Annotated in this window: 17 protein-coding genes; 15 read left to right on the top strand and 2 right to left on the bottom strand. The window is 66.9% G+C overall.

Going from position 1 to position 20673, the window contains the following annotated elements:
• Positions 1 to 148: 148 nt before the first annotated feature.
• The 4 genes from rodA (at position 149) to V3B48_RS17545 (ending at position 5710) form a co-directional block, all read left to right on the top strand.
• A complete protein-coding gene (rodA, locus tag V3B48_RS17530; protein WP_032130316.1) occupies positions 149 to 1228 on the top strand; it encodes a rod shape-determining protein RodA in 1080 nt (359 codons plus the stop codon).
• A gap of 744 nt (positions 1229 to 1972) precedes the next feature.
• Positions 1973 to 3118: a lytic murein transglycosylase B gene (mltB, locus tag V3B48_RS17535; protein WP_049400491.1), complete on the top strand. Its 1146-nt coding sequence runs from the start codon at positions 1973 to 1975 to the stop codon at positions 3116 to 3118.
• Positions 3115 to 4389: a septal ring lytic transglycosylase RlpA family protein gene (locus V3B48_RS17540; RefSeq protein ID WP_049421381.1), complete on the top strand. Its 1275-nt coding sequence runs from the start codon at positions 3115 to 3117 to the stop codon at positions 4387 to 4389. The genes mltB and V3B48_RS17540 overlap by 4 nt, the downstream gene beginning before the upstream one ends.
• Before the next feature lie 100 nt (positions 4390 to 4489).
• A complete protein-coding gene (locus tag V3B48_RS17545) occupies positions 4490 to 5710 on the top strand; it encodes a D-alanyl-D-alanine carboxypeptidase family protein (RefSeq protein ID WP_329894145.1) in 1221 nt (406 codons plus the stop codon).
• A 174-nt stretch (positions 5711 to 5884) separates the two neighbouring features.
• On the opposite strand, the gene V3B48_RS17550 is transcribed toward V3B48_RS17545, so the two are convergent.
• A complete protein-coding gene (locus tag V3B48_RS17550; RefSeq protein ID WP_032130312.1) occupies positions 5885 to 6958 on the bottom strand; it encodes a lipid A deacylase LpxR family protein in 1074 nt (357 codons plus the stop codon).
• Between the two features lie 261 nt (positions 6959 to 7219).
• On the opposite strand from V3B48_RS17550, the gene V3B48_RS17555 reads away from it, so the two are divergent.
• From V3B48_RS17555 to gnd, 7 genes are all read left to right on the top strand, one after another.
• The gene (locus V3B48_RS17555) at positions 7220 to 7498 is read left to right on the top strand and encodes a YbeD family protein (protein WP_005411067.1); all 279 of its coding nucleotides are present in this window, start codon (positions 7220 to 7222) and stop codon (positions 7496 to 7498) included.
• On the top strand, positions 7486 to 8196 hold the full coding sequence (lipB, locus tag V3B48_RS17560) for a lipoyl(octanoyl) transferase LipB (RefSeq protein ID WP_032130311.1): 711 nt from the start codon (positions 7486 to 7488) through the stop codon (positions 8194 to 8196). The genes V3B48_RS17555 and lipB overlap by 13 nt, the downstream gene beginning before the upstream one ends.
• An 18-nt stretch (positions 8197 to 8214) precedes the next feature.
• Positions 8215 to 9225, top strand: coding sequence for a lipoyl synthase (gene lipA, locus V3B48_RS17565; RefSeq protein ID WP_032130310.1), 1011 nt, complete (start codon positions 8215 to 8217; stop codon positions 9223 to 9225).
• A gap of 318 nt (positions 9226 to 9543) precedes the next feature.
• On the top strand, positions 9544 to 11721 hold the full coding sequence (locus tag V3B48_RS17570; protein WP_032130309.1) for a carboxy terminal-processing peptidase: 2178 nt from the start codon (positions 9544 to 9546) through the stop codon (positions 11719 to 11721).
• 242 nt (positions 11722 to 11963) lie between these two features.
• The gene (locus tag V3B48_RS17575; RefSeq protein WP_032130308.1) at positions 11964 to 12572 is read left to right on the top strand and encodes a DUF2242 domain-containing protein; all 609 of its coding nucleotides are present in this window, start codon (positions 11964 to 11966) and stop codon (positions 12570 to 12572) included.
• A gap of 17 nt (positions 12573 to 12589) precedes the next feature.
• Positions 12590 to 13828, top strand: a complete 1239-nt coding sequence (locus V3B48_RS17580; protein WP_329894146.1) for a hypothetical protein — start codon at positions 12590 to 12592, stop codon at positions 13826 to 13828.
• Between the two features lie 10 nt (positions 13829 to 13838).
• Positions 13839 to 14744 carry a phosphogluconate dehydrogenase (NAD(+)-dependent, decarboxylating) gene (gene gnd / locus V3B48_RS17585; RefSeq protein WP_014648435.1) on the top strand — a complete coding sequence of 302 codons (906 nt, stop codon included), beginning with the start codon at positions 13839 to 13841 and terminating at the stop codon, positions 14742 to 14744.
• A 259-nt stretch (positions 14745 to 15003) separates the two neighbouring features.
• On the opposite strand, the gene V3B48_RS17590 is transcribed toward gnd, so the two are convergent.
• Positions 15004 to 16047, bottom strand: coding sequence for an oxidoreductase (locus V3B48_RS17590; RefSeq protein WP_329894147.1), 1044 nt, complete (start codon positions 16045 to 16047; stop codon positions 15004 to 15006).
• A 170-nt stretch (positions 16048 to 16217) separates the two neighbouring features.
• Here V3B48_RS17590 and V3B48_RS17595 point away from each other — a divergent pair, with 170 nt between their 5' ends.
• The 4 genes from V3B48_RS17595 to V3B48_RS17610 all read left to right on the top strand — a co-directional run bounded on the left by V3B48_RS17595 (position 16218) and on the right by V3B48_RS17610 (position 20602).
• The gene (locus V3B48_RS17595) at positions 16218 to 16601 is read left to right on the top strand and encodes a BON domain-containing protein (protein WP_006470382.1); all 384 of its coding nucleotides are present in this window, start codon (positions 16218 to 16220) and stop codon (positions 16599 to 16601) included.
• 230 nt (positions 16602 to 16831) lie between these two features.
• A complete protein-coding gene (locus V3B48_RS17600) occupies positions 16832 to 18649 on the top strand; it encodes an ATP-binding protein (RefSeq protein ID WP_164081145.1) in 1818 nt (605 codons plus the stop codon).
• The gene (locus tag V3B48_RS17605; RefSeq protein WP_005411057.1) at positions 18646 to 19086 is read left to right on the top strand and encodes a response regulator; all 441 of its coding nucleotides are present in this window, start codon (positions 18646 to 18648) and stop codon (positions 19084 to 19086) included. Before V3B48_RS17600 ends, V3B48_RS17605 begins: the two co-directional genes overlap by 4 nt.
• 4 nt (positions 19087 to 19090) lie before the next feature.
• Positions 19091 to 20602 (top strand): ATP-binding protein, encoded by a 1512-nt coding sequence (locus V3B48_RS17610; RefSeq protein ID WP_329894148.1) that lies wholly within the window; start codon positions 19091 to 19093, stop codon positions 20600 to 20602.
• Positions 20603 to 20673: the final 71 nt, after the last annotated feature.

Consider the following 20673-nt stretch of genomic DNA (forward strand, 5'->3'; position numbering starts at 1 on the left):
TGGGTTGTGGGGCTGCGCGCTCGGGTCCCCCTTTGTTTCTCCCCCCCCCCCCCCCCCCCCCCCCCCCCCGACTCTACAGACGCAGAAGCACCCTGACAGCTTCACGCAAGCGCGAGTTGTTACCGTGGCCAGCGTGGACTGGAAACGAATGCTTGGCGGCTGCCGTGAGGCGGTGCGCACGATCGACCTGCCGTTGCTGGTCGCGTTGTTGATCCTGATGGGCGCGGGGCTGGCGGTGCTGCACAGCGTGTCCGGTCCGGTGGCCGGGCAGGCGGCGCGCTTCGCCGGTGGCCTGCTGGCGATGTGGCTGCTGTCGCGTGTTTCGCTGCTGCGCCTGCGCGCGTGGACACCGGCGCTGTACGCGCTGTCGATGCTGCCGCTGATGGCGGTGTATGTGATCGGCACCGGCAAGTACGGGCAGCGCTGGCTCAACCTCGGCGTCTTCTACCTGCAGCCCTCCGAGCTGCTCAAGCTCAGCCTGCCGTTGATGATGGCCTGGTACCTGCACCGGCAACCGCTGCCACCGTCACCACGCACGGTACTGACGGCCGCAGTGCTGATCGGCGTTCCCGCCGTGCTGATCCTGATGCAGCCCAACCTCGGTACCGCCACGCTGGTCACCGCCAGCGGCGTGTTCGCGTTGTTGCTGGCGGGCCTGCACTGGGGCTGGGTGGCCACCGGCGCGGTGGGGCTGGCGGTGGCCGCGCCACTGGCCTGGCTCGGCGTGTTGCGGCAGTACCAGAAGGATCGCGTACTGACCTTCCTAGACCCGGCAGCAGACCCGCTCGGCACCGGCTGGAACATCCTGCAGTCGCGCATCGCGATCGGTTCCGGTGGCTGGCAGGGACGTGGCTGGGGGCAGGGCACCCAGGCCACACTGGATTTCCTGCCCGAGTACACCACCGACTTCGCGTTTTCGGTGCTGGCCGAGGAGTTCGGCTGGATCGGTGTGGCGACGCTGTTCGCGCTGTACCTGTTCGTGGTCGGGCGTTGCCTGTGGATCGCAGTGCACGCGCGCGACACCCATGCGCGGTTGCTGGCCGGCAGCCTGGGGCTGGCGTTCTTCGTCTACGTATTGGTGAACGGTGGAATGATTTCCGGCCTGCTGCCGGTGGTGGGCATTCCGATGCCGTTGATCAGTTATGGCGGGACATCAGCGGTCTCGCTGCTGGCCGGCATCGGACTGGTGATGGCGGTACGTGGGCACCGACCCGTGCACGGGGGATAGGGTTTCCAGCCAACGGCGCAGCCCCTCGTGGGTGGTCGCGCAAAGCAGTTCATGAGTGGGGCCGGGTAGATGGGCTGCGCAGGGGGCGCTGCAAGTACGTCCATGTAAGCTCGGTCGCCGCTTGCTCTTGCGTGCAGGACTGCGCGCAAGAGCAAGCGGCTGCCAAGCCTCCAGGGACGGATTCACGGCGTCCCCCGCGTACCCAACCCGACCGGCCCAGCGGCGGCTTCTGCTTTCCGCAACACACCCCACCCACGAGGGGCTGCGCCGTTGGCTGGAAACTTCCTGACTCTGCGCAACGCCCGTTGTGGAAGCGTTCTCACAACGATGCACGGCAGCACGCCCACTGACCAAAGTCCGGAAAAAGCGTTAGCTGGTTCACACTTTTACAGCGCGTTGATCCTGATCAATGGACTTGTCGTAATCGGCCTGCACAATGGCGGCCCGTTCGGCACGGCGCGCCGTCAATCGTTGCAGCGCGAGGGGGCGTCGGGCGGGAAGCAGTACTGATCCAACGGGTACAGGGAGCGCGGAGCACTGCCACTGGGGAGCGGCAGCCGCGCGGGTACCGACCGGATCCGGTCGCCGGTTGCGTCTGCGGGGATGGGGACGCAACCGGCAACCTCTATCTGAATGGGGAAGTGTGATCACGACGCCTTCACATTTCCCGCTACTCGCAGGCAAATCGTTGTGATTCATGGTGTTAGGGGTTTTAATTCATCCATGACCTGCTAACCTGCGACGATGATTCGACGCACTCTGGCCTGCATGCTCACCCTCGGCCTGGTCGCCTGCGCGACCCAGCCGAAGTCCCCACCGTCTTCGCCCCAGGCCAGCAGTACGCCGCGCCAGCCCGCCGCCAAGGCCCATGGCCCGGCCGAGGCCGCGCCCGAAGCCGCTGCCGCCACCGCGCCGCCGGTCGATCTCACCCCGGTGCCGTTCGAGGTCGCACGGGCCCGCTTCATTGCCGATACCGCCAAGCGCTATGGCCTGAAGCCGGAGCAGATCAGCAGCGTGCTCGACCAGGCGCAGGTGCGCCAGCCGATCATCGCCGCGATGTCGCGCCCGGCCGAGCGGGTCAAGCCGTGGAACGAATACCGGCCGATGTTCATCAGCAAGGCGCGCATCGATGGCGGCCGCGCGTTCCTGGCCCAGCATCGCGCCGAACTGGATCGCGTCCAGCAGCGCACCGGTGTGCCGGCCGAAGTGATCGTGGCGATCATCGGCGTGGAAACCAGCTACGGCAAGAATGCCGGCAGCCATCGCGTGCTCGATGCGCTGTACACGCTGGCGTTCTACTACCCGCGCAGCGGCGACCCGGCCAAGCTGGAGCGCGAAGTGCGCCGCGAGCTGTTCTTCCGCGATGAGCTGGCCAAGTTGTTCGAGCTGGGCCGCGAAGAGAACCTGGACATCACCACGCTCAAGGGCAGCTATGCCGGCGCGATGGGCATGGGCCAGTTCATGCCGTCCAGCTACCTCGATTACGCGGTGGACGGTAATGGCGACGGCCGTCGCGACCTGTTCACCAGCTACGACGACGTGTTCTCGTCCATCGCCAACTACTTCGTGAAGAAGGGTGGCTGGGTGCGTGGCGGGCAGGTGGCCGTGCCGGCCACGTTGGCGCCGGGCCGCGAGGAATTCAATCCGACCGAATGGATGCCGACCTGGTCGCTGGCCGACCTGGCGAAGCGTGGCTACCAGCCCAGCGCAGCGGTGCAGCCGGGCGCCACCGCCACGCCGATCACGCTTGAAGGCAGCACCGGCAAGCAGTACTGGCTGGGCTTCCAGAACTACTACGCGATCACCCGCTACAACCTCTCGAAGATGTACGCGATGGCCGTGTTCCAGTTGTCCCAGGCCATCGCCGGACAGGAGCTGCCCCCGGCATGAACATCAGATGGCTGGTCCCAGGCTTGATCGTCCTCGCACTGGCTGCCTGCAGCAGCGCGCCGAAGAAGCCGGCCACGGCCGGCCATGGTGGCAAGTCCGGCGGCACCCTGGTGCAGGGTCGTGGCTCGCGCCCGGCACACTGCCCGGAAGGATCGCCCTACGCGGCGGCCAAGGAAGACCTGAGCACCCGCGGCAACTACACCGCCGGTGGCCTGTACAAGCCGGGCGTGCGTGACAGCACGCCGGACTACATTCCCAACGTGGCCTGCATCCCCGAGCCGGAAGTGACCGCGGAAGAACGCTCGGCGATCGGCAACAAGACGCCGTACGTGGTGCTGGGCAAGTCGTACAAAGTGCTCGACGACACCCGCAACTATGTCGAGCGTGGCACTGCGTCGTACTACGGTGCCAAGTTCCATGGCCGCCTGACCTCCAACCGCGAGGTCTACGACATGTACCAGTTCACCGCTGCGCACAAGACGCTGCCGCTGCCCAGCTTCGCCCGCGTGACCAACCTCGACAACGGTGAGTCGGTGATCGTGCGCGTCAACGATCGCGGTCCGTTCCATGATGGCCGCGTGGTCGATCTCAGCTATGCCGCCGCTGTGCGCCTGGGCATCACCCAGCGCGGCACCGGCAACGTGGAAGTGCGCGCGCTGCAGCCGGGTGAGGGCAACCTGCTGGCGCAGAAGCCGTCGCGCCGCGAACGTCGTGCTGCGGAAGCGGCCGCCGCCAGCGCTGTAGCCAGTGCGCGCCCGGCACCGACCGCGCGTGCCGCCGCCGACAGCGACATCGATCGCCTGGTCAAGGGGCTGCCGGCCGATGGCATGCCGGCGCGTGGCCAGCCGGCCACCACCCAGGGCGTGGCCAGCACCGTGCCGGATGTGGCGGTCAGCAGCCTGCCGCCGAGTGCTCCGCCGGTGCGCAGCACCGCATACGCGCCGGCTCCGGCGGTCGTTGCCAGTACCACGCCGCGCGCCGCTGCGCAGGCACCGGTCCGCACCGCCGCCGCTACCCCCAGCCTGTCGCAGCAGGTGGTGGGCGCAGTCATGGTGCAGGTTGCCAGCTTCTCCAACCGTGACAACGCCAACCGCGCGATGGGCCAGCTCAACGCCGCCGGCATCGTCGGTGCCACCATCAGTGACATCGCCGCCGGTGGCCGTACCCTGTTCCGCCTGCGCGTTCCCGCCAGCGACCATGCCAGTGCCGCGGAACTTGTCGGCCGCATCGCCGGTCTGGGGCTGGGTTCGCCGCAGATCGTCAAGGATTGATCCACCCGGGCCGGTGCTGCCGGCCCATGCTGCCCCGGCCTTACAATGGCCGCTACGTTCCACCCTCCATTCCCGGCCGTCCCCTGGAGCCTGCTGTCCAATGAATTTCCGTTCCGCCGCCACCGCCCTGGCCGCCACCCTGGTGGTGGGCCTGGCTTCCGCCCAGACGCCGCTGCCGACTCCGGCCACGCCGGCGCCTGCCGCCGCCGCTGCCGCCCCGGCCACCGTCGCCACTCCGCCGGCGCCGGCGCCGAGCGTGTCCAAGGCCTGGGTGCTGATGGATTACGCCACCGGCCAGGTGCTGGCCGGTGAAAACATCAACGAACAGCTGGCTCCGGCCAGCATCACCAAGGTGATGACGTCCTACGTGATCGCCGCCGAGGTCAAGAACGGCAAGGTCCGTGAGGATGACCAGGTGATGATGAGCGAACGCGCCTGGCGCGAAGGTGGCGCGGGTACCGATGGCAGCTACAGCGGCTTCCCGGTCAACCAGACCGCGCGCCTGGAAGACATGGAAAAGGGCATGGCGATCCAGTCCGGCAACGACGCCGCGATCGCCCTGGCCGAACATGTGGCTGGTAGCGAGGAAGCCTTTGCGTCGCTGATGAACAGCTATGCCGCGAAGATCGGCATGAAGAATTCGCACTTCGTCAACGCCCATGGCCTGACTGCGCAGGGCCACCACAGCACCGCCTACGACCTGGCGCTGCTGGGCCGCGCGATGGTGCGCGATTACCCGGAAACCTATGCGTACAACAAGATCAAGGAATTCCAGGTCGGCAACATCAAACAGCCGAACCGCAACCTGCTGTTGTGGCGCGATGGCAGCGTGGACGGCATCAAGACCGGCCACACCTCGGAAGCCGGTTACTGCCTGATGAGCTCGGCTCAGCGCGGCGACCAGCGCCTGATCGCCGTGGTGCTGGGCGGCCAGTCGGAAAAGCAGCGTGCCGATGACAGCCTGGCCCTGCTGAACTGGGGTTTCCGCTTCTTCGAGACCCACCGCCTGTACGAGCCGGGCAAGGCCGTGGCCGAGCACAAGGTCTGGAAGGGCACCACCGACAAGGTGCAGCTGGGCGTGGCCCAGCCGATGCTGGTGAGCGTGCCGCGTGGCCGTTACAACGACCTGAAGCCGAGCATCGACGTGCCCAAGACCCTGGAAGCACCGTTCACCGCCGGCCAGCAGATCGGCACCGTGAAGGTGATGCTGGATGGCAAGCTGGTGGCCGAAGCGCCGCTGGTGGCGGTGGCTGCCGTCGAACAGGCCGGCTTCTTCAAGCGCCTGTGGGACAGCTTCTGGATGTGGTGGGAATCGGAATGATCCACGCCCCGGCGTGGTGAAGGGAAAGGCCGGCAAATGCCGGCCTTTTCTGTTTCGGGATGCCGCTTGCGCATGAATCCTGCCGGATGTGGGTAGTGCCGGCCGCTGGCCGGCTCCTCATGAACCCATCCGGATATGCCGGCCCCGGTGTGCCGACCAACGGTCGGCACCTACCTACAGCGAGCGGCTGATGGTGAAGCTGCCGAACACTGGGGCTTCGCGCTGGCCGTTGAACTCGCGCGTGCTGTGGTAACGCGCCGCAGCGAACTTCCAGCGTCCGTACATCACCGCCACGCCATAGCCGCCGTAGGCCACCACATGGCGCTTGTCCACACTGTGGCTGTTGCGGAACGTGTTGCCATCCAGCGTGATGTCACGGATCACCCAGGCGGCGTCCGAGGTCGCGAACAGGTGCCAGGACCAGCCATTGGGACGGCCGCCGCGGGTCGGCGCAGTGTTCTCACCGGCCGGGCGCAGCGGCGTGCTGCCGAAGTCGTCCGGCAGCTTCCAGCCGAAGCGCACTTCACCGCCGAGATTGGCCTTGGTTTCCAGGTTGCCGATCGATCCGCCGTAGTGGCTGATCGCGTCCCAACCCCAGCCGTCGGCATTGACGCTGGCATCGCCCGGCCAGCGGCGCATGCGCTCATGGGTCAGCATGAACAGCGGCTCGTTGTGCAGCTGGTTGTCCCAGCCCTTGAATTTCTCGTCGCCCAGCACTTCGTGCACGGCATTCTGCACCTGCTTGCCCTGTGCCCACGGGCCAACCACGCCCAGCGTCAGCTGGGTGGTCTGCAGGCGGTCGCCGCTGCGCGCATTGAAACCGAAGTTTGCGATCAGTACGCCGGCGTAAGGGCGGTCGTCCTCGATCAGGTCCCTGCGGCTGAAATCGGTCGGGGTGAAGATGCCCTGGCCGATGCTGAAGATCATGTTCTGCTGTTCGAACTTGCCCGGATGCAGCCCTTCCAGGTACTGGTTCACCCAGCGGGCCATGCGTGGCAGGCAGGGGTCGTCGGTGTAATCGACCAGATTGGGCGAGACCAGGGTCAACAGTGCACCATTGGTATAGCCCTGGTCCTGGTGGCGGCCGCCGAACAGGTCGTTGTCAACGCGGAAATTGACCTGCGGAGGGTGGTCGCGCATCGCGTCCGGGCCACATTGTTCGGCCGCCTGGGCGGCGAGGGGGAGGGCAGCAGCCAGCAGGCCGGACAGCCCGAGGGCTGCAAGGCGGCGTTGGGAAGGGGGGCTCATGTGGAGGTTTTTTCTGTCTGTCGTTATATGCCGCGACACGGTACTCGTGCGGGCGTGATGGAACGAGCGCGTTCGAATCACTTGTCTGTTCCGAAAACGACATTGTCTCGTGAAGACAATCCTGCACTGTCCTGCGGCGCCCCAAGGGGCAACGGCCAATGCTGAACGGCTGTTCAGCTGCAACGCAGCGACTCACCGGTGCACTGTTTGACGTTGATGAATACTCTTGGGTTTGTTGGCCTGCGGCCCGATAATGGGGGCATGGAAATCAAGTCCGACAACCCCGACCACGGCTTCCAGTTCCCCGGCCAGTTCGAGCTCAGTGCCATGGGCCCGGCCAACCGCGGCCTGGAACATGAGCTTCCCCGCCTGCTGCTGGCTGCCGGCATCGATGTGGTGAATGAACGCATCAGCTGGAAGCATTCCTCCAACGGCAAGTACGTGTCCGTGCGCATCGTGTTCAAGGCCGAGAGCCGCGAACAGTACGACCTGGCGCACCAGGCACTGCGCGACCACCCGGAAGTGAAGTGGACGCTGTAGCCGACAGCTGCCCGGCCGAAGCCGCCCCGGAAGACCGCGCGCCGCGCCCGGCGCTGGTCCGCGACCTCGGCCGCCAGGCCTATGAACCGGTGTGGCGCGCCATGCAGCGCTTCACCGACCAGCGCAGCGAGGCCGACGCCGATGAGCTGTGGGTGGTCGAGCACGACCCGGTATTCACCCTGGGCCAGGCCGGCAAGGACGAGCATGTGCTGGCGCCGGGCGAGATCCCGGTGCTTCACGTGGACCGCGGCGGCCAGGTGACCTATCACGGCCCCGGCCAGCTGGTGGTCTATCCGCTGCTGCGCCTGCCACGGCTGGGCATCGGTGTGCGCGACTACGTGTGCCGCATCGAGCAGGCCATCATCGATACCCTGGCCGAGTGGAACATCGGCGCCGAACGCCGCGAGGGCGCCCCGGGCGTCTACGTCGGTGGCGCCAAGATCGCCGCGCTCGGCATCCGCGTGCGCCGCGGCTGTACCTTCCATGGCCTGGCCTTCAACGTGGCCATGGACCTGGAACCTTTCCACCGCATCAACCCCTGTGGCTATCAGGGGTTGCAGGTGACCTCGGTAGTAGACTTGGGCGGGCCCTCCGGGATGGAGGCCGTCAAGCCGGTGCTGCTGGACCACCTGGCCCGCCAGTTCGGCCTGCTGCTGCAGCCCACGCCCGAACTGCCTGATCTTTCTGCGGCCGCCTGACCGCCCCCCGGAACTGCCATGACTGAAACCACCGCCCGTTCCATTCCCCTGCAGATCGTGCAGGGCGACTCTCCGTCCGCCGCGCCGTTGCAGGCCGGGGTCAAGCAGCTGGGCGGTGACAAGATCAACCGCTCGCCGGTGCAGTTCGCCGACGCGCCGGTGCTGCGCAAGCCGTCCTGGATCCGCGTGCGCATTCCTTCGGGCAATGCGGTGCAGAACCTGAAGGCCAAGCTGCGCGAGAACCGCCTGGTGACGGTGTGCGAGGAAGCCAGCTGCCCGAACATCCACGAGTGCTTCGGCCACGGCACGGCAACGTTCATGATCCTCGGCGAGGTCTGCACCCGCCGCTGCTCGTTCTGCGACGTCGCCCACGGCCGCCCGAAGCCGCCGGATGCCAACGAACCGGCCAGCCTCGGCCAGACCGTGGCCGACATGGGCCTGAAATACGTGGTGGTGACCAGCGTCGACCGAGATGACCTGCGCGACGGCGGTGCCCAGCACTTCGTCGACTGCATCAGTGCCATCCGCGCGAAGTCGCCGGGCACCCGCATCGAAGTGCTGACCCCGGACTTCCGCGGCAAGGGCCGCATGGAGCGCGCGCTGGAGATCCTGGCGCAGAACCCGCCGGACGTGTTCAACCACAACATCGAAACCGTGCCGGACCTGTACCGCAACGTGCGCCCGGGTGCGGACTACCAGTGGTCGCTGAACCTGCTGAAGAACTTCAAGGCGCAGCACCCGGACGTGCCGACCAAGAGCGGCATCATGCTGGGCCTGGGCGAAGAGTTCGAACAGATCAAGGCCACCATGCGTGACCTGCGCGCGCACGACGTGGACATGATCACCATCGGCCAGTACCTGCAGCCGACCGCGCATCACCACCCGGTGCTGAAGTACTGGACCCCCGAGGACTACAAGGCGCTGGAAGACTACGGCTACGAGCTGGGCTTCAGCCACGTGGCCTCCGGCCCGATGGTGCGCTCGTCGTACCACGCCGACGTGCAGGCCAAGGGCGCCGGCGTCCGGTAAGCGGTTGCGCGATGCGCGCTACCGCTTCCCACGCTGCGCTGCGCACACCGTGGGCCCCGGCTTACCACCACCCACACCCCCGCCGCTTCGCGGCCGCCCCCTGACTCAGGGGGCTTGCAACCCCATGCCCTCTGCAACCGGACAGACGGCGCCGCTGGGTGCGCCGCTCTTCAGCCATTCACAATTTGCTACACCGGCCCGGCTAGGCTGGTTTTCCACCGAGCGCGGCCGGGTGACAAACCCGGCAACTTTCGGCACTGTCGTGGTGTCTTAACACCCCGCAGTCTCCCCCTTGGCAAGGCGCCTTCGAGCACGTCAATGAAATTCAAAGCCCCCGCATTCCTGATGGCCCTGGCGCTGGTCGCGCCGCTGGCGCTGGCGGCCAAGGCCGATTCGCCGGCATTGCCCGCTGCGGCAACCGCCGATCAGGTGACCACCTCCAAGCTGGTGTACGGCCTGCTGTCCGACAGCCGCTACGCGTACCGCCCGCGTGCGCTGGACGAGGCCACCTCCAAGGACGTGTTCAAGCGCTACCTGGAGACGCTGGACGGCGGCAAGCAGTACTTCACCCAGGCCGACGTGGCGCGCTTCGCGCCGTTCGAAGCCAACATTTCCTCGGCCATCCGTGGCGGCGAGCTGGAGCCGGCGTTCCAGGTGTTCGCGGTCTACAAGCAGCGCGTCGGCGAACGCGTGGCCTATGCGCGCAAGCTGCTCAAGCAGGAGCCGGACTTCACCACCGACGAGCGTTTCGAATACGACCGCAAGAAGGTGCCGTGGGCGGCCAGCAGCGCTGAACTGGATGAGCTGTGGCGCAAGTCGGTCAAGAACGACTGGCTGCGCCTGAAGCTGGCCGGCAAGAAGCCGGACGACATCCGCAAGACGCTGGACAAGCGCTACGCGACGCTGGAGAAGTCGGTCAATGAACTGAAGGGCGAAGACGTCTTCCAGTTCTTCATGAACTCGTACACCAGCGCCGTTGACCCGCACACGGATTACTTCACGCCGCGCACCGCCGAGAACTTCAACCAGGCGATGTCGCTGTCGCTGGAAGGCATTGGTGCGCAGCTGCAGCGCCAGGACGACGTGGTGGTGATCCGCGAGATCATCGCCGGTGGCCCGGCCGCAGTGGATGGCACGCTGAAGCCGGGTGACCGTATCGTCGGCGTCGGCCAGGGCAAGTCCGGCCTGGTCGAGGACGTGATCGGCTGGCGCATCGACGACGTCGTGGCCAAGATCCGCGGCGCCAAGGATACCCAGGTCAAGCTGGAGTTCATCCCGGCTGCTGAGGGCGCCGACGGCAAGCACCACACCCTGGTGCTGACCCGCCAGAAGGTGCGCCTGGCCGAACAGGCCGCCAAGGGCGAGACCATGACCATTCCGGCCGCCAATGGCGAGCCGGCGCGCAAGGTCGGCGTGATCAAGCTGCCGACCTTCTACCAGGACTTCGAAGGCCGTCGCCGCAACGCGGCCGACTACGCCTCGGCCACCCGCGACGTGGCCAAGCTGCTGGCCGGCTTCAAGAACGACAAGCTGGACGGCGTGGTGCTGGACCTGCGCAACAACGGTGGTGGATCGCTGGATGAAGCCATTGAACTGACCGGTCTGTTCATCGAGCAGGGCCCGGTGGTGCAGGTGCGCGAGTCCGGTGGCCGCGTCACCGTCAACAGCGACCGCAACCAGGGCGTGGCATGGGATGGCCCGCTGGCAGTGCTGATCAACCGCGGTTCGGCCTCGGCTTCGGAAATTTTTGCCGGTGCCATCCAGGATTACGGCCGTGGCCTGGTGATCGGTGAGACCAGCTTCGGCAAGGGCACCGTGCAGAACATCGTCGACCTGGACCGTTGGCCGAGTGGCGAGACCCAGCGCTTCGGCCAGGTGAAGCTGACCATCGCCCAGTTCTTCCGCATCAGCGGCAGCAGCACCCAGCACAAGGGTGTGGTGCCGGACCTGGCCTTCCCGGCCAGTGTCGATGCCACCGAGTTCGGCGAGAGCACCTACGACAACGCGCTGCCGTGGACCCGCATCGCTGCCGTGCCGCACACCCAGTACGGCAACTTCGCGCCGCTGCTGCCGAAGCTGGAAACCCGCCATGACGCGCGCATCGCCGCCGACAAGGAATTCCAGTGGTGGAACGAGGACGTGCAGCAGTTCCGCACCGAGGCCGCGAAGAAGTACATCTCGCTCAACGAGGCCACCCGCCGCGCCGAGCGTGAGCGCCAGGACACCCAGCGCAAGGAGCGCCAGGCGATGCGCAAGGAGCTGGGCCTGGCCCTGGACCCGCTGGCCGATGACAGCAACGACGACGGCCTGACTGGCAACGAGCGCGACATCGTCAAGGATGCCGCCCGCGAGAAGGCTGCCGAGAAGCGTCCGGACCCGCTGCTGCGCGAGTCGGCCTCGATCCTGGCCGATGCGGTGAACCTGCTGGCCAATGATCGCCCGCTGTCGGCGCAGGTGCTGCCGCAGTCGACCGGCGCTGGTCGCTGGGCGGACTGAGCCGGCGACGGCATGTGATACCCGAGGGGCCGGCATTGCCGGCCCCTTTCTGTCTGGGGACCTCGTTCACGGTAGTGCCGGGCCATGCCCGGCGAGCGAAGTGCCACAAACGACTTAATCCCCTCCGTCCCCTTTTCTGTGCATGAACCGGCAGCAACGGGGTGGCTCGGTCACGCCGGTTTCAACCTGCCGCACACGGCCGCAGGGCTACCCTTGGCGGTACCGTCCTCGCAGGAGTACCCATGCGGGCCTCCCGTCTTTCCAGTGCTGCCGTGGCGCTCGCCAGCGCCCTGATCCTGTCGGCCTGTGGTGGCCGCGCCGCCGACAGTACGTTGCTGCGCGAATCCTTTGATTCCGGCGACACCTTCTCGCGTACCGTCGATGGCCGCCCCGGTGACGCCTGCGAGGCCGCGCGGCGCACCCTGCTCAGCCAGGGCTACGCCATCGCCCGCTCCGACGAAGCGCAGGTGGAAGGCAACAAGAACTTCCAGCCACGCGAGGACGACCACGAGCAGCTGGTGCTGCGCATCTCCTGCGCGCCGCGTGGCAGCCAGACGCTGGTGTTCGTCAGCGCGGTGCAGGACCGCTATGCGTTGAAGAAGAGCCCGACGTCGGCCAGCGTGGGCGTTGGTGCGCTGGGCTCGGTGTCGCTGCCGTTCGGCAGCAATGACGATTCCCTGGTGAAAGTGGCCAGCAGCACCGTCACCGATGCCGGGTTCTATCAGCGCTTCTTCCAGCGCCTGCAACAGTACCTGCCGGCGGATGCTGGCAAACCCGCACCGCCTGCGCTCGCGCCGCCCGAGCCTGCATCGTCCGAGCCCGCACCGGCCCGCAGCACGGATCAAGGGTGATCGTGCGCGGCAGGTTGATGGGCGTGGCACTCCTGCTGATGCCCGCGCCGGGCATTGCGTCCGCAACGCCGGACTGCACGCAGGGCCTGCTGCAGCGGCTGGGATGGCGCTTTGACGAGGTCACGGCCGGTGCACCACAGGCGCACGGTGGCCCGGTGTGTACACGTGCCTCGCTGGCTGAAGCACAGGCGGCAGGCGATCTGCGCGTGGGGTGGCCGGCCGGAATGTCCGCTGCAGCACGCCAGGCGTTGCTGCAACAGTTGCTGGACGATCCAGCCACGGTCTGCGCCTATGCCTTCGAACTGGGCGCGGCCACGCAACGTGCGGCTTCGGCACTGCAGGACAACCCCGCCTTCCGCTTCTCCGGCCCGCAGCTGGGCTGGATCGGCTTCGGCCTGCAGGGCCCACGCGCGCAAGGCTGGCAGCGCACACGCAGTTTCGGTCGTGGCTTCGTGCCGAGCGCGGGTAACAGTCATGCACTGGAGGCGTTCTACAGCGGTGCCGTGCGTGCCGAATGCGGGGTCGGCCGCCAGGTCGCGCAGCTGGCTACGCAACGAGAGCTTTATGGTGATGCCGCGTTCGATACGGAGTTCGCAGCGGATGAACTGTCGATCGGCACCTTCCTCGCCCTGCACGAGACCGACAGCATCCTGCTCGGTGCCCACGCGGGTGATTTCTTCGCCGACGGCAAGGCGGTGCGCACCTCGGCGATGGGACGGCAGGCCTTCGTCGGTGTGCCCGGTTTCATCGAGCACGTGTACGACAAGGGCACGCTGGATGACCTGAGCAACCAGGCCGAGAACTTCGTCGTGGTCGAGGTGGGCGAGGGCGCCGCGCAGGCACTGGCTGCGCATGGCGGCCTGGCCTGGTACGACCAGCGCAATGCCGAACTCTGGAAACTCGCGCAGGGCATCCCGCGCATCGGCCAGCGCTACTTCGAGCGCCTGTTGTTCGAGCGTGATCCCAACCTTCGTGCACGGCTGGAACCGCGCTACCACGACACGCTGGCACGCATGGACCAGCTGCTGGACGATCCGTTCTACCAGCAGTTCGTGATCTATGTGCATCCACGCGGTATACGTCCCATCGGCTACCACATCGCCCGCCTGCTCGATCGCAACCCGCGAACGCCGTTTTCGATCGACCTGGCGGTGCACAATCTGCATACCACGCTCTACCGGCGTTGGCGCGAGGCGCAGCTGCGCCACTGCGCGGCTACCGGCAGGCCAGGCAGCCTGACCCTAGACCCCAACTGAAGGTGAAACAATGGATATTGCAATGATCGGCCTCGGCCGCATGGGCGCCAACATGGCCCAGCGCCTGCATCGCGGCGGCCACCGCGTGGTTGGCTACGACCCGGGCGAGGGTGCTCGCCAGCGCGCTGCCGAGGCCGGCCTGGAAGTGGTTGATTCGCTGGCCGCCGCGGTTGCCGCGCTGCCGGTTCCGCGCGTGGTGTGGCTGATGGTGCCGGCCGGCGAAACCGTCGACCAGACCCTGGGCCAGCTGACCCCGCACCTGGCCGAGGGTGACATCGTCATCGATGGCGGCAACTCCAACTACCAGGACTCGATCCGTCGCGCCAAGGCACTGGCCGAAGACGATCTGGGCTACGTCGACTGCGGCACCAGTGGTGGCGTGTGGGGCCTGCAGGAGGGCTACAGCCTGATGGTCGGTGGCGAAGCGTCGGTGGTGGAGCAGATCGCACCGCTGCTGCGCACGCTGGCACCGGCCGAAGATCGTGGCTGGGGTCGTGTCGGCCCGTCCGGCGCTGGCCACTTCACCAAGATGGTCCACAACGGCATCGAGTACGGAATGATGCAGGCCTACGCCGAAGGCTTCGCGCTGATGGAGCGCAAGCAGGAAATGGAACTGGACCTGGCCCAGGTCGCCGAAGTCTGGCGCCACGGCAGCGTGGTGCGTTCGTGGCTGCTGGACCTGAGCACTGAAGCCCTCAAGCGCAATCCGTCGCTGGATGGCATCGCCCCGTACGTGGAGGATTCCGGCGAAGGCCGCTGGACCGTGGCCGAAGCGATCGCGCTCGATGTGCCGGCACCGGTGATCACCCTGTCGCTGCTGGAACGCCTGCGCTCGCGCGAATCGAATTCGTTCACCGACCGCCTGCTGTCAGCGATGCGCAACGAGTTCGGCGGCCACGCCATCAAGAAATCGTAAGCACCGCGGTGGGGGGGGGGGGGCGGGGGGGGGGGGGGGGGGGCCCCCCGCCGCCCTTCGGCGTTGCCGAAGGGCTCCGACCCCATGAAGCCAGTCGAGCATTGCTCGACTCTACAAAAGCCGTCTCCGATGGTTTCCACGTCGATGTGTCGACCAAGGTCGACACCTACCGTCGGACCCACCCCGCCATCCACGGAATGCCCGCTTTTGACGTTGACGTTGCCGTTGATTCGGCAGGTGCAGGGCGCAGCCCTGCCGGTCATCCCAACTGAACCCGCCGCCCTTCGCGCGCGCTGTCCATGCCGGCCTGCAGCAACCGCATCAGCTGCAGTGCCTGCACCGGGCTGACCGTCGGCTCGCCATCGCCGTGCATCGCCGCCGCGAACTGCGAATACAGCCGCCGGTAGTCGCCCGGCAGGTTGTCCACGGTACTGCGCTGCACATTGTCCTCAGCATCGCAGCGCACCAGCTCGCCGTGCCGTGGGTCGATGCCCCAGCCTGGCGCCCCTGGCGCAACACCGCGCCGCAGCTGTGCCTCCTGCACGTCCAGCCCATGCTTGATCCAGCTGCCACGACTGCCATGCACACTGAAGTGCGGCGTGGGGGCCGCCACCAGCGAACCGGCATGCACGATCGCGCGATGCCTCGGGTAGTGCAGTACCGCGTGGAAGTAATCGATGCCGCTGCCACCTTCGCGTTGCACGGCCAGATCGGCATCGATGGCCTCGGGCCAGCCGAACAGCACCAGCATCTGGTCCAGCAGGTGCGGTCCGAGGTCGTACCACAGGCCGCTGCCCGGTCCGTCCTGCTCGCGCCAGCGGTCGCGCACCTGCGGCCGGTAGCGGTCGAAGTGCGCATGGCACTCGGCCACGTCACCGAGCGCGCCTTCGGCCAGCAGCGCCTGCAGGGTGAGGAAGTCGGCATCGAAGCGCCGGTTCTGGAACACGGTCGCGATGCGTCCGGCATCACGTGCCGCAGCCAGCACCGCTTCGGCTTCAGCGACATCCAGCGCGAACGGCTTGTCGACCAGCACATGCTTGCCCGCGGCCAACGCCGCGATCGCCAGCGGTGCGTGTTGTGCGTTCGGAGTGGCGACCACCACCGCGTCCACCGCCGGGTCGTCGAACACCTCCTGCGGCGTGGCGCGCACGTGCACGTCGCTGAACGCGCGCAGCAACGTGTCGCGCTGCGAACTGACGATGCTGTGCAGCACCAGCCCGGGCGTGTGCTGGATCAGCGGCGCATGGAAGACGCGGCCGGCGAGGCCGTAGCCGATCAGGGCCAGTTGCAGGTCGGGGCGCATGAGACGGCTCCGGCAATGGGAAGGGCAGGGTAAACGACACCTGCGTACAGGCCAAAACTGAACCGTTGCCGTTGGAATCGCCTCGATTCACAGCGGCATGACCGCAACGCCACGCCTGCTCTACGGCGGCTTGTCCAGACTGGCAGCACATCCCGAAGGAGTACGACACGATGAGCAATACCACCCGCACGCTGATTGCTTCCGCCCTGACCCTGGGCTTGGCGCTGTCCTCCTCGGCTGCATTCGCCAAGGACCCGGCCGCGAAGAGCCCGCCGACCAGCACCCATCCGGCAACCCATGCTGATCGCCATGACTCCAACGAGCCGGTGACCGATACCTGGATCACCACCAAGGTGAAGGCCGATCTGCTGGCCAGCAGCAACGTTCCGGGCACTGAAATCAAGGTGGAAACCGTGAACGGCGTGGTCAGCCTGAGTGGTGCCGTGGCCACCCAGGCTGAGAAGGACAAGGCGGTCACCACCGCCAAGGGCATCAAGGGCGTGACCCGCGTCGATGCCGCTGCATTGAAGGTCAGCGCTGCTGCCAAGCGCTGACCCCGGAGGGCGCCCCGCATGGGGCGCCCGCTGCCTGGGTAGAGTCGAGCTTGCTCGACTGCCCTTTGGGTTGCAGCCGAGCACGTCCCGGCTCTACCGTGGGTTTCCGCAACCCGTTCAGCCAACCTGGCGGGAAACTCCAGAGTTGTGACCGCCTGCGCTATATTGCCCGTTCCGCCGCAGCCGGGCCGGTATCGGCCTACGCTCCGCGGCTGTGCTGACGAGGAACTATGGCGCTGGTTTTCAGTGATGACATCTGGGACCGTTGGCGGTTGCCGGCCTTGGCGCTGGCCGCCGCCGCGATCATCGTGGTGCCGTGGTTGACCCTGCGCCAACTGCAGCAGGACAGCGAAGATGCGATGGCCTGGGTCAATCATACCCAGGCCGTGGGTGTGGCCCTGCAGCAGCTGCAGGCTGATGTACGCGATGTCGAATCGGCTGCGCTGACCCTGTCCAAGGGTGTGGATGCGCCTGGCCTGCGCGAGCGCATGGCCAAAGCCAATGACCTTCCCGGTCGCCTGGCTGAACTGGGCCGGATGACCCGCGACAATCCTGAGCAGCTGATCCGCATCGGCCGTATCGAGTCGATGCTGGAAGGGCGCATGGCGCTTGCCCGCGAACTGGCAAAGTCCGAACCCAACAGTGATCAGCGCGAGCTGGTGCAGGACCTGAGCACGCGCTATCCGATCCGTGGCCTGGTGGAGGAACTGCAGGCGAGCGAGCAGACGCTGCTGACACAGCGCGCCGAGCAGGCCGCACGCCAGCGCAAGCAGACCGAGCTGGTGTCGTGGAGTTCGCTGGTGATCCAGCTGGCGCTGCTTGGCCTGGTGCTGTGGCTGCTGCAGCGGCAGATCGGTCGCCGCCTGCATGCCGAACGACAGTCGCTGCGTTCGGCCGCGCGTGCAGCCTCGGTGCTGCAGACCGTGCGTGAGCCGATCGTGCTGCTCGACCGCGACCTGCGTGTGCAGCTGCACAACCCTGCCTTCGCCGAGCTGTACGGGCTGCAGGATGAACGCGCCGATGGCCTGTTGCTGGACACTGTCGGCGACGGTGCATGGAAAGACCCCGTGATGCGCCAGCGACTGTCCGATGTGCTGTTGCGCGGCCGCGAACTGTGGGACTTCGAGCATGAACAGCGCGCCGCCGATGGCATGGTGCGCTACATGCTGCTCAACGCGCGGCGCATGCCGCTGCCGGACACCGACGACGAAGTGGTGTTGCTCACGGTCAGCGACGTCACCGTGCAGCGTGCCGTGCAGCTGCGGGTGGAGGAACTGAACCGCCAGCTGGAAGGCAAGGTTGCGCAGGTGTCCGAGGTCAACAGGGAACTGGAAGCCTTCAGCTACTCGGTGTCGCACGACCTGCGTGCACCACTGCGCCACGTGGCCGGTTTCTCCGACAAGCTGTCGCGCCATCTGGGCGACGCCGCCGATGACAAGAGCCGCCATTACCTGGAGGTGATCTCCAGTTCGGCGCGGCGCATGGCGGCACTGATCGACGACCTGCTGGTCTACTCGCGGCTGGGCCGTGCGGCAATGCGCCAGCAGGCGGTGGACATGCAGTCGCTGGTGGCCGATACCCGCGCCATGCTCGATTCCAACCTGCAGGCCGAAGCCGAGAACAGCGGCCATGCGCACCACGTGGAGTGGAGCATCGCGCCGCTGCCGATCGTGGTAGGCGATGAGAACATGATCCGCCAGGTCTGGCTGAACCTGCTCGGCAACGCGGTGAAGTACTCGGGCAACCGCGAACCAGCGAAGATCCGCGTGGACTACCAGCCGCAGCCTGACGGCGGTCATCAGTTCACGGTCAGCGACAACGGTGCAGGCTTTGACATGGCCTACGCCGGCAAGCTGTTTGGTGTCTTCCAGCGCCTGCACAAGGCCAGCGACTACCCGGGTACCGGCATCGGCCTGGCCAGCGTGCGCCGCGTGCTCACCCGTCATGGCGGCCGTATCTGGGCCGAGGCCGAACCGGACGTCGGCGCCACCTTCCACTTCTACCTGCCTCCCGCGATCGATGCGGACAAACAAGGGCCTTCTGCATGACCACTCTGCGCACCATTCTTCTCGCCGAAGACAGCCCGGCTGATGCCGAAATGGCGATCGACGCCCTGGAAGAGGCGCGTCTGGCCAACCCCATCGTGCACGTCGAGGATGGCGTGGAAGTGATGGACTACCTGTTGCGCCGTGGTGCCTTCGCCAACCGCGAGGAAGGCCTGCCGGCGGTGCTGCTGCTGGACATCAAGATGCCGCGCATGGATGGCCTGGAAGTGCTGCGGCAGATCCGCGAGCACGAAGAGCTCAAGCGCCTGCCGGTGGTGATCCTGTCGTCCTCGCGCGAGGAAAGCGACCTGGCCCGCAGCTGGGACATGGGCGTGAACGCCTATGTGGTCAAGCCGGTGGACGTGGACCAGTTCTTCGGCGCGGTGCAGACCCTGGGCAAGTTCTGGGCGTTGATCAACCAGGCACCGGAACTCGAGTGAGCCCATGCCCCTGACCGGTCCCGCCCTGGGGGCGCTGCGCATCCTGCTGGTGGAGGACTCACCGGAAGATGCCGAGCTGATGTCCGAACAGATGCTCGACGCGGGCCTGGAGGCCCGTTTCGAGCGCGTCGAAAGCGAGGCCGAACTGCGCCAGGCACTGGTCGCGTTCCAGCCGGACATCGTGCTGTCCGACCTGAGCATGCCGGGGTTCTCCGGTGATGACGCGCTGCGCATCGTGCGCGAGACCTCACCGGAAGTGCCCTTCATCTTCGTCTCCGGCACCATGGGTGAGGAGAATGCGGTGGCGGCGCTGCAGAAGGGCGCCAACGATTACATCATCAAGCACCTGCCGGCGCGCCTGCCGTCGGCGGTGGCGCGTGCGATCCGCGATGCACGCAGCGCCATAGAGCGTGCACGGGTGGAAACCGAGCTGATGCGCGCGCAGCGCCTGGAAAGCCTGTCGCTGCTTGCCGCCGGCCTCAGCCACGACCTGCGCAACATCCTGCAGCCGCTGCTGATCATGCCGGACCTGCTGAAGGCGCGCACCGAGGATCCGCAGCTGCACCACCTGGCCGATGTCATTGCCGAGTGCGGCCGCCGTGGCCACGAGATGGCCGAATCGATGCTGTCGTTCGTGCGCGGCTCGCGCAAGCCGAGCGAGCGCATCGAGATCGATGGCCTGTTCGATGCGGTGGCGCTGCTGTTGCGCAGCAACGTGCCCGATGCGGTGCGCCTGGAGTTGCAGGTGCAGGACGAAGGCCTGGTGGTCGACGCCAACTACACCGAACTGCAGCAGGTGATGCTGAACCTGGCGCTCAACGCGATCCAGGCGATGCCCAACGGCGGGCGCCTGAGCCTGACTGCCAGCCATGCCGGCCAGCGCGATGGCGTGGACTGGATGCAGATCTGCGTGGCCGATGAAGGCATCGGCATGGATGCGGACACGCTGTCACACTTGTTCAATCCGTTCTTCACCACCAAGGCCGATGGCACCGGCCTGGGGCTGATTTCCTGCAAGCGCATCGTTGAAGGCGCCGGTGGCAGCATCCACGTCAACAGCCAGCCGGGGCAGGGCACCTGCTTCGAACTGCGGCTGCCGATGCATGAGGCCATCGATGGCAGCGAGCCGATCGAGCAGCTGGTGGCGCTGGGCAGTGGCCAGTCGATCCTGGTGGTTGACGGCGAAGCCACGCGCCTGTCGCTGCTCGGCAACGCGCTGTCCAGCCAGGGTTACCAGTTGCAGCTGGCCTCCGATGGCCCGGCGGCGTTGCGCTGGATGCAGCAGGAGGCGTTGCCGGCGCTGGTGATTGCCGATGCCGGCTCCAAACTGCTGCCGGCCAGCCAGCTGCTGGGCGAGATGGCCACGCTTGGCTACCGCGGTCCGGCGCTGGTGCTGGAGGACCCGTCGGTGCCAGTCGCGGCGGACGCGTTCCCGGCCGGTGTGGAGGTGCATGTGTTGCACAAGCCGCTGCAGATGCAGCAGGTCTTCCGCGCGGTGGCCGAAGCGCTGGGCTGATGCCCGGTAGTGCCGGCCGCTGGCCGGCATCGCCGTGCGATGGGATCACTGCGGTTGCCGGCCAGCGGCCG

This window comes from Stenotrophomonas sp. SMYL20, from assembly GCF_036320045.1.
Taxonomy (GTDB): domain Bacteria; phylum Pseudomonadota; class Gammaproteobacteria; order Xanthomonadales; family Xanthomonadaceae; genus Stenotrophomonas; species Stenotrophomonas maltophilia_A.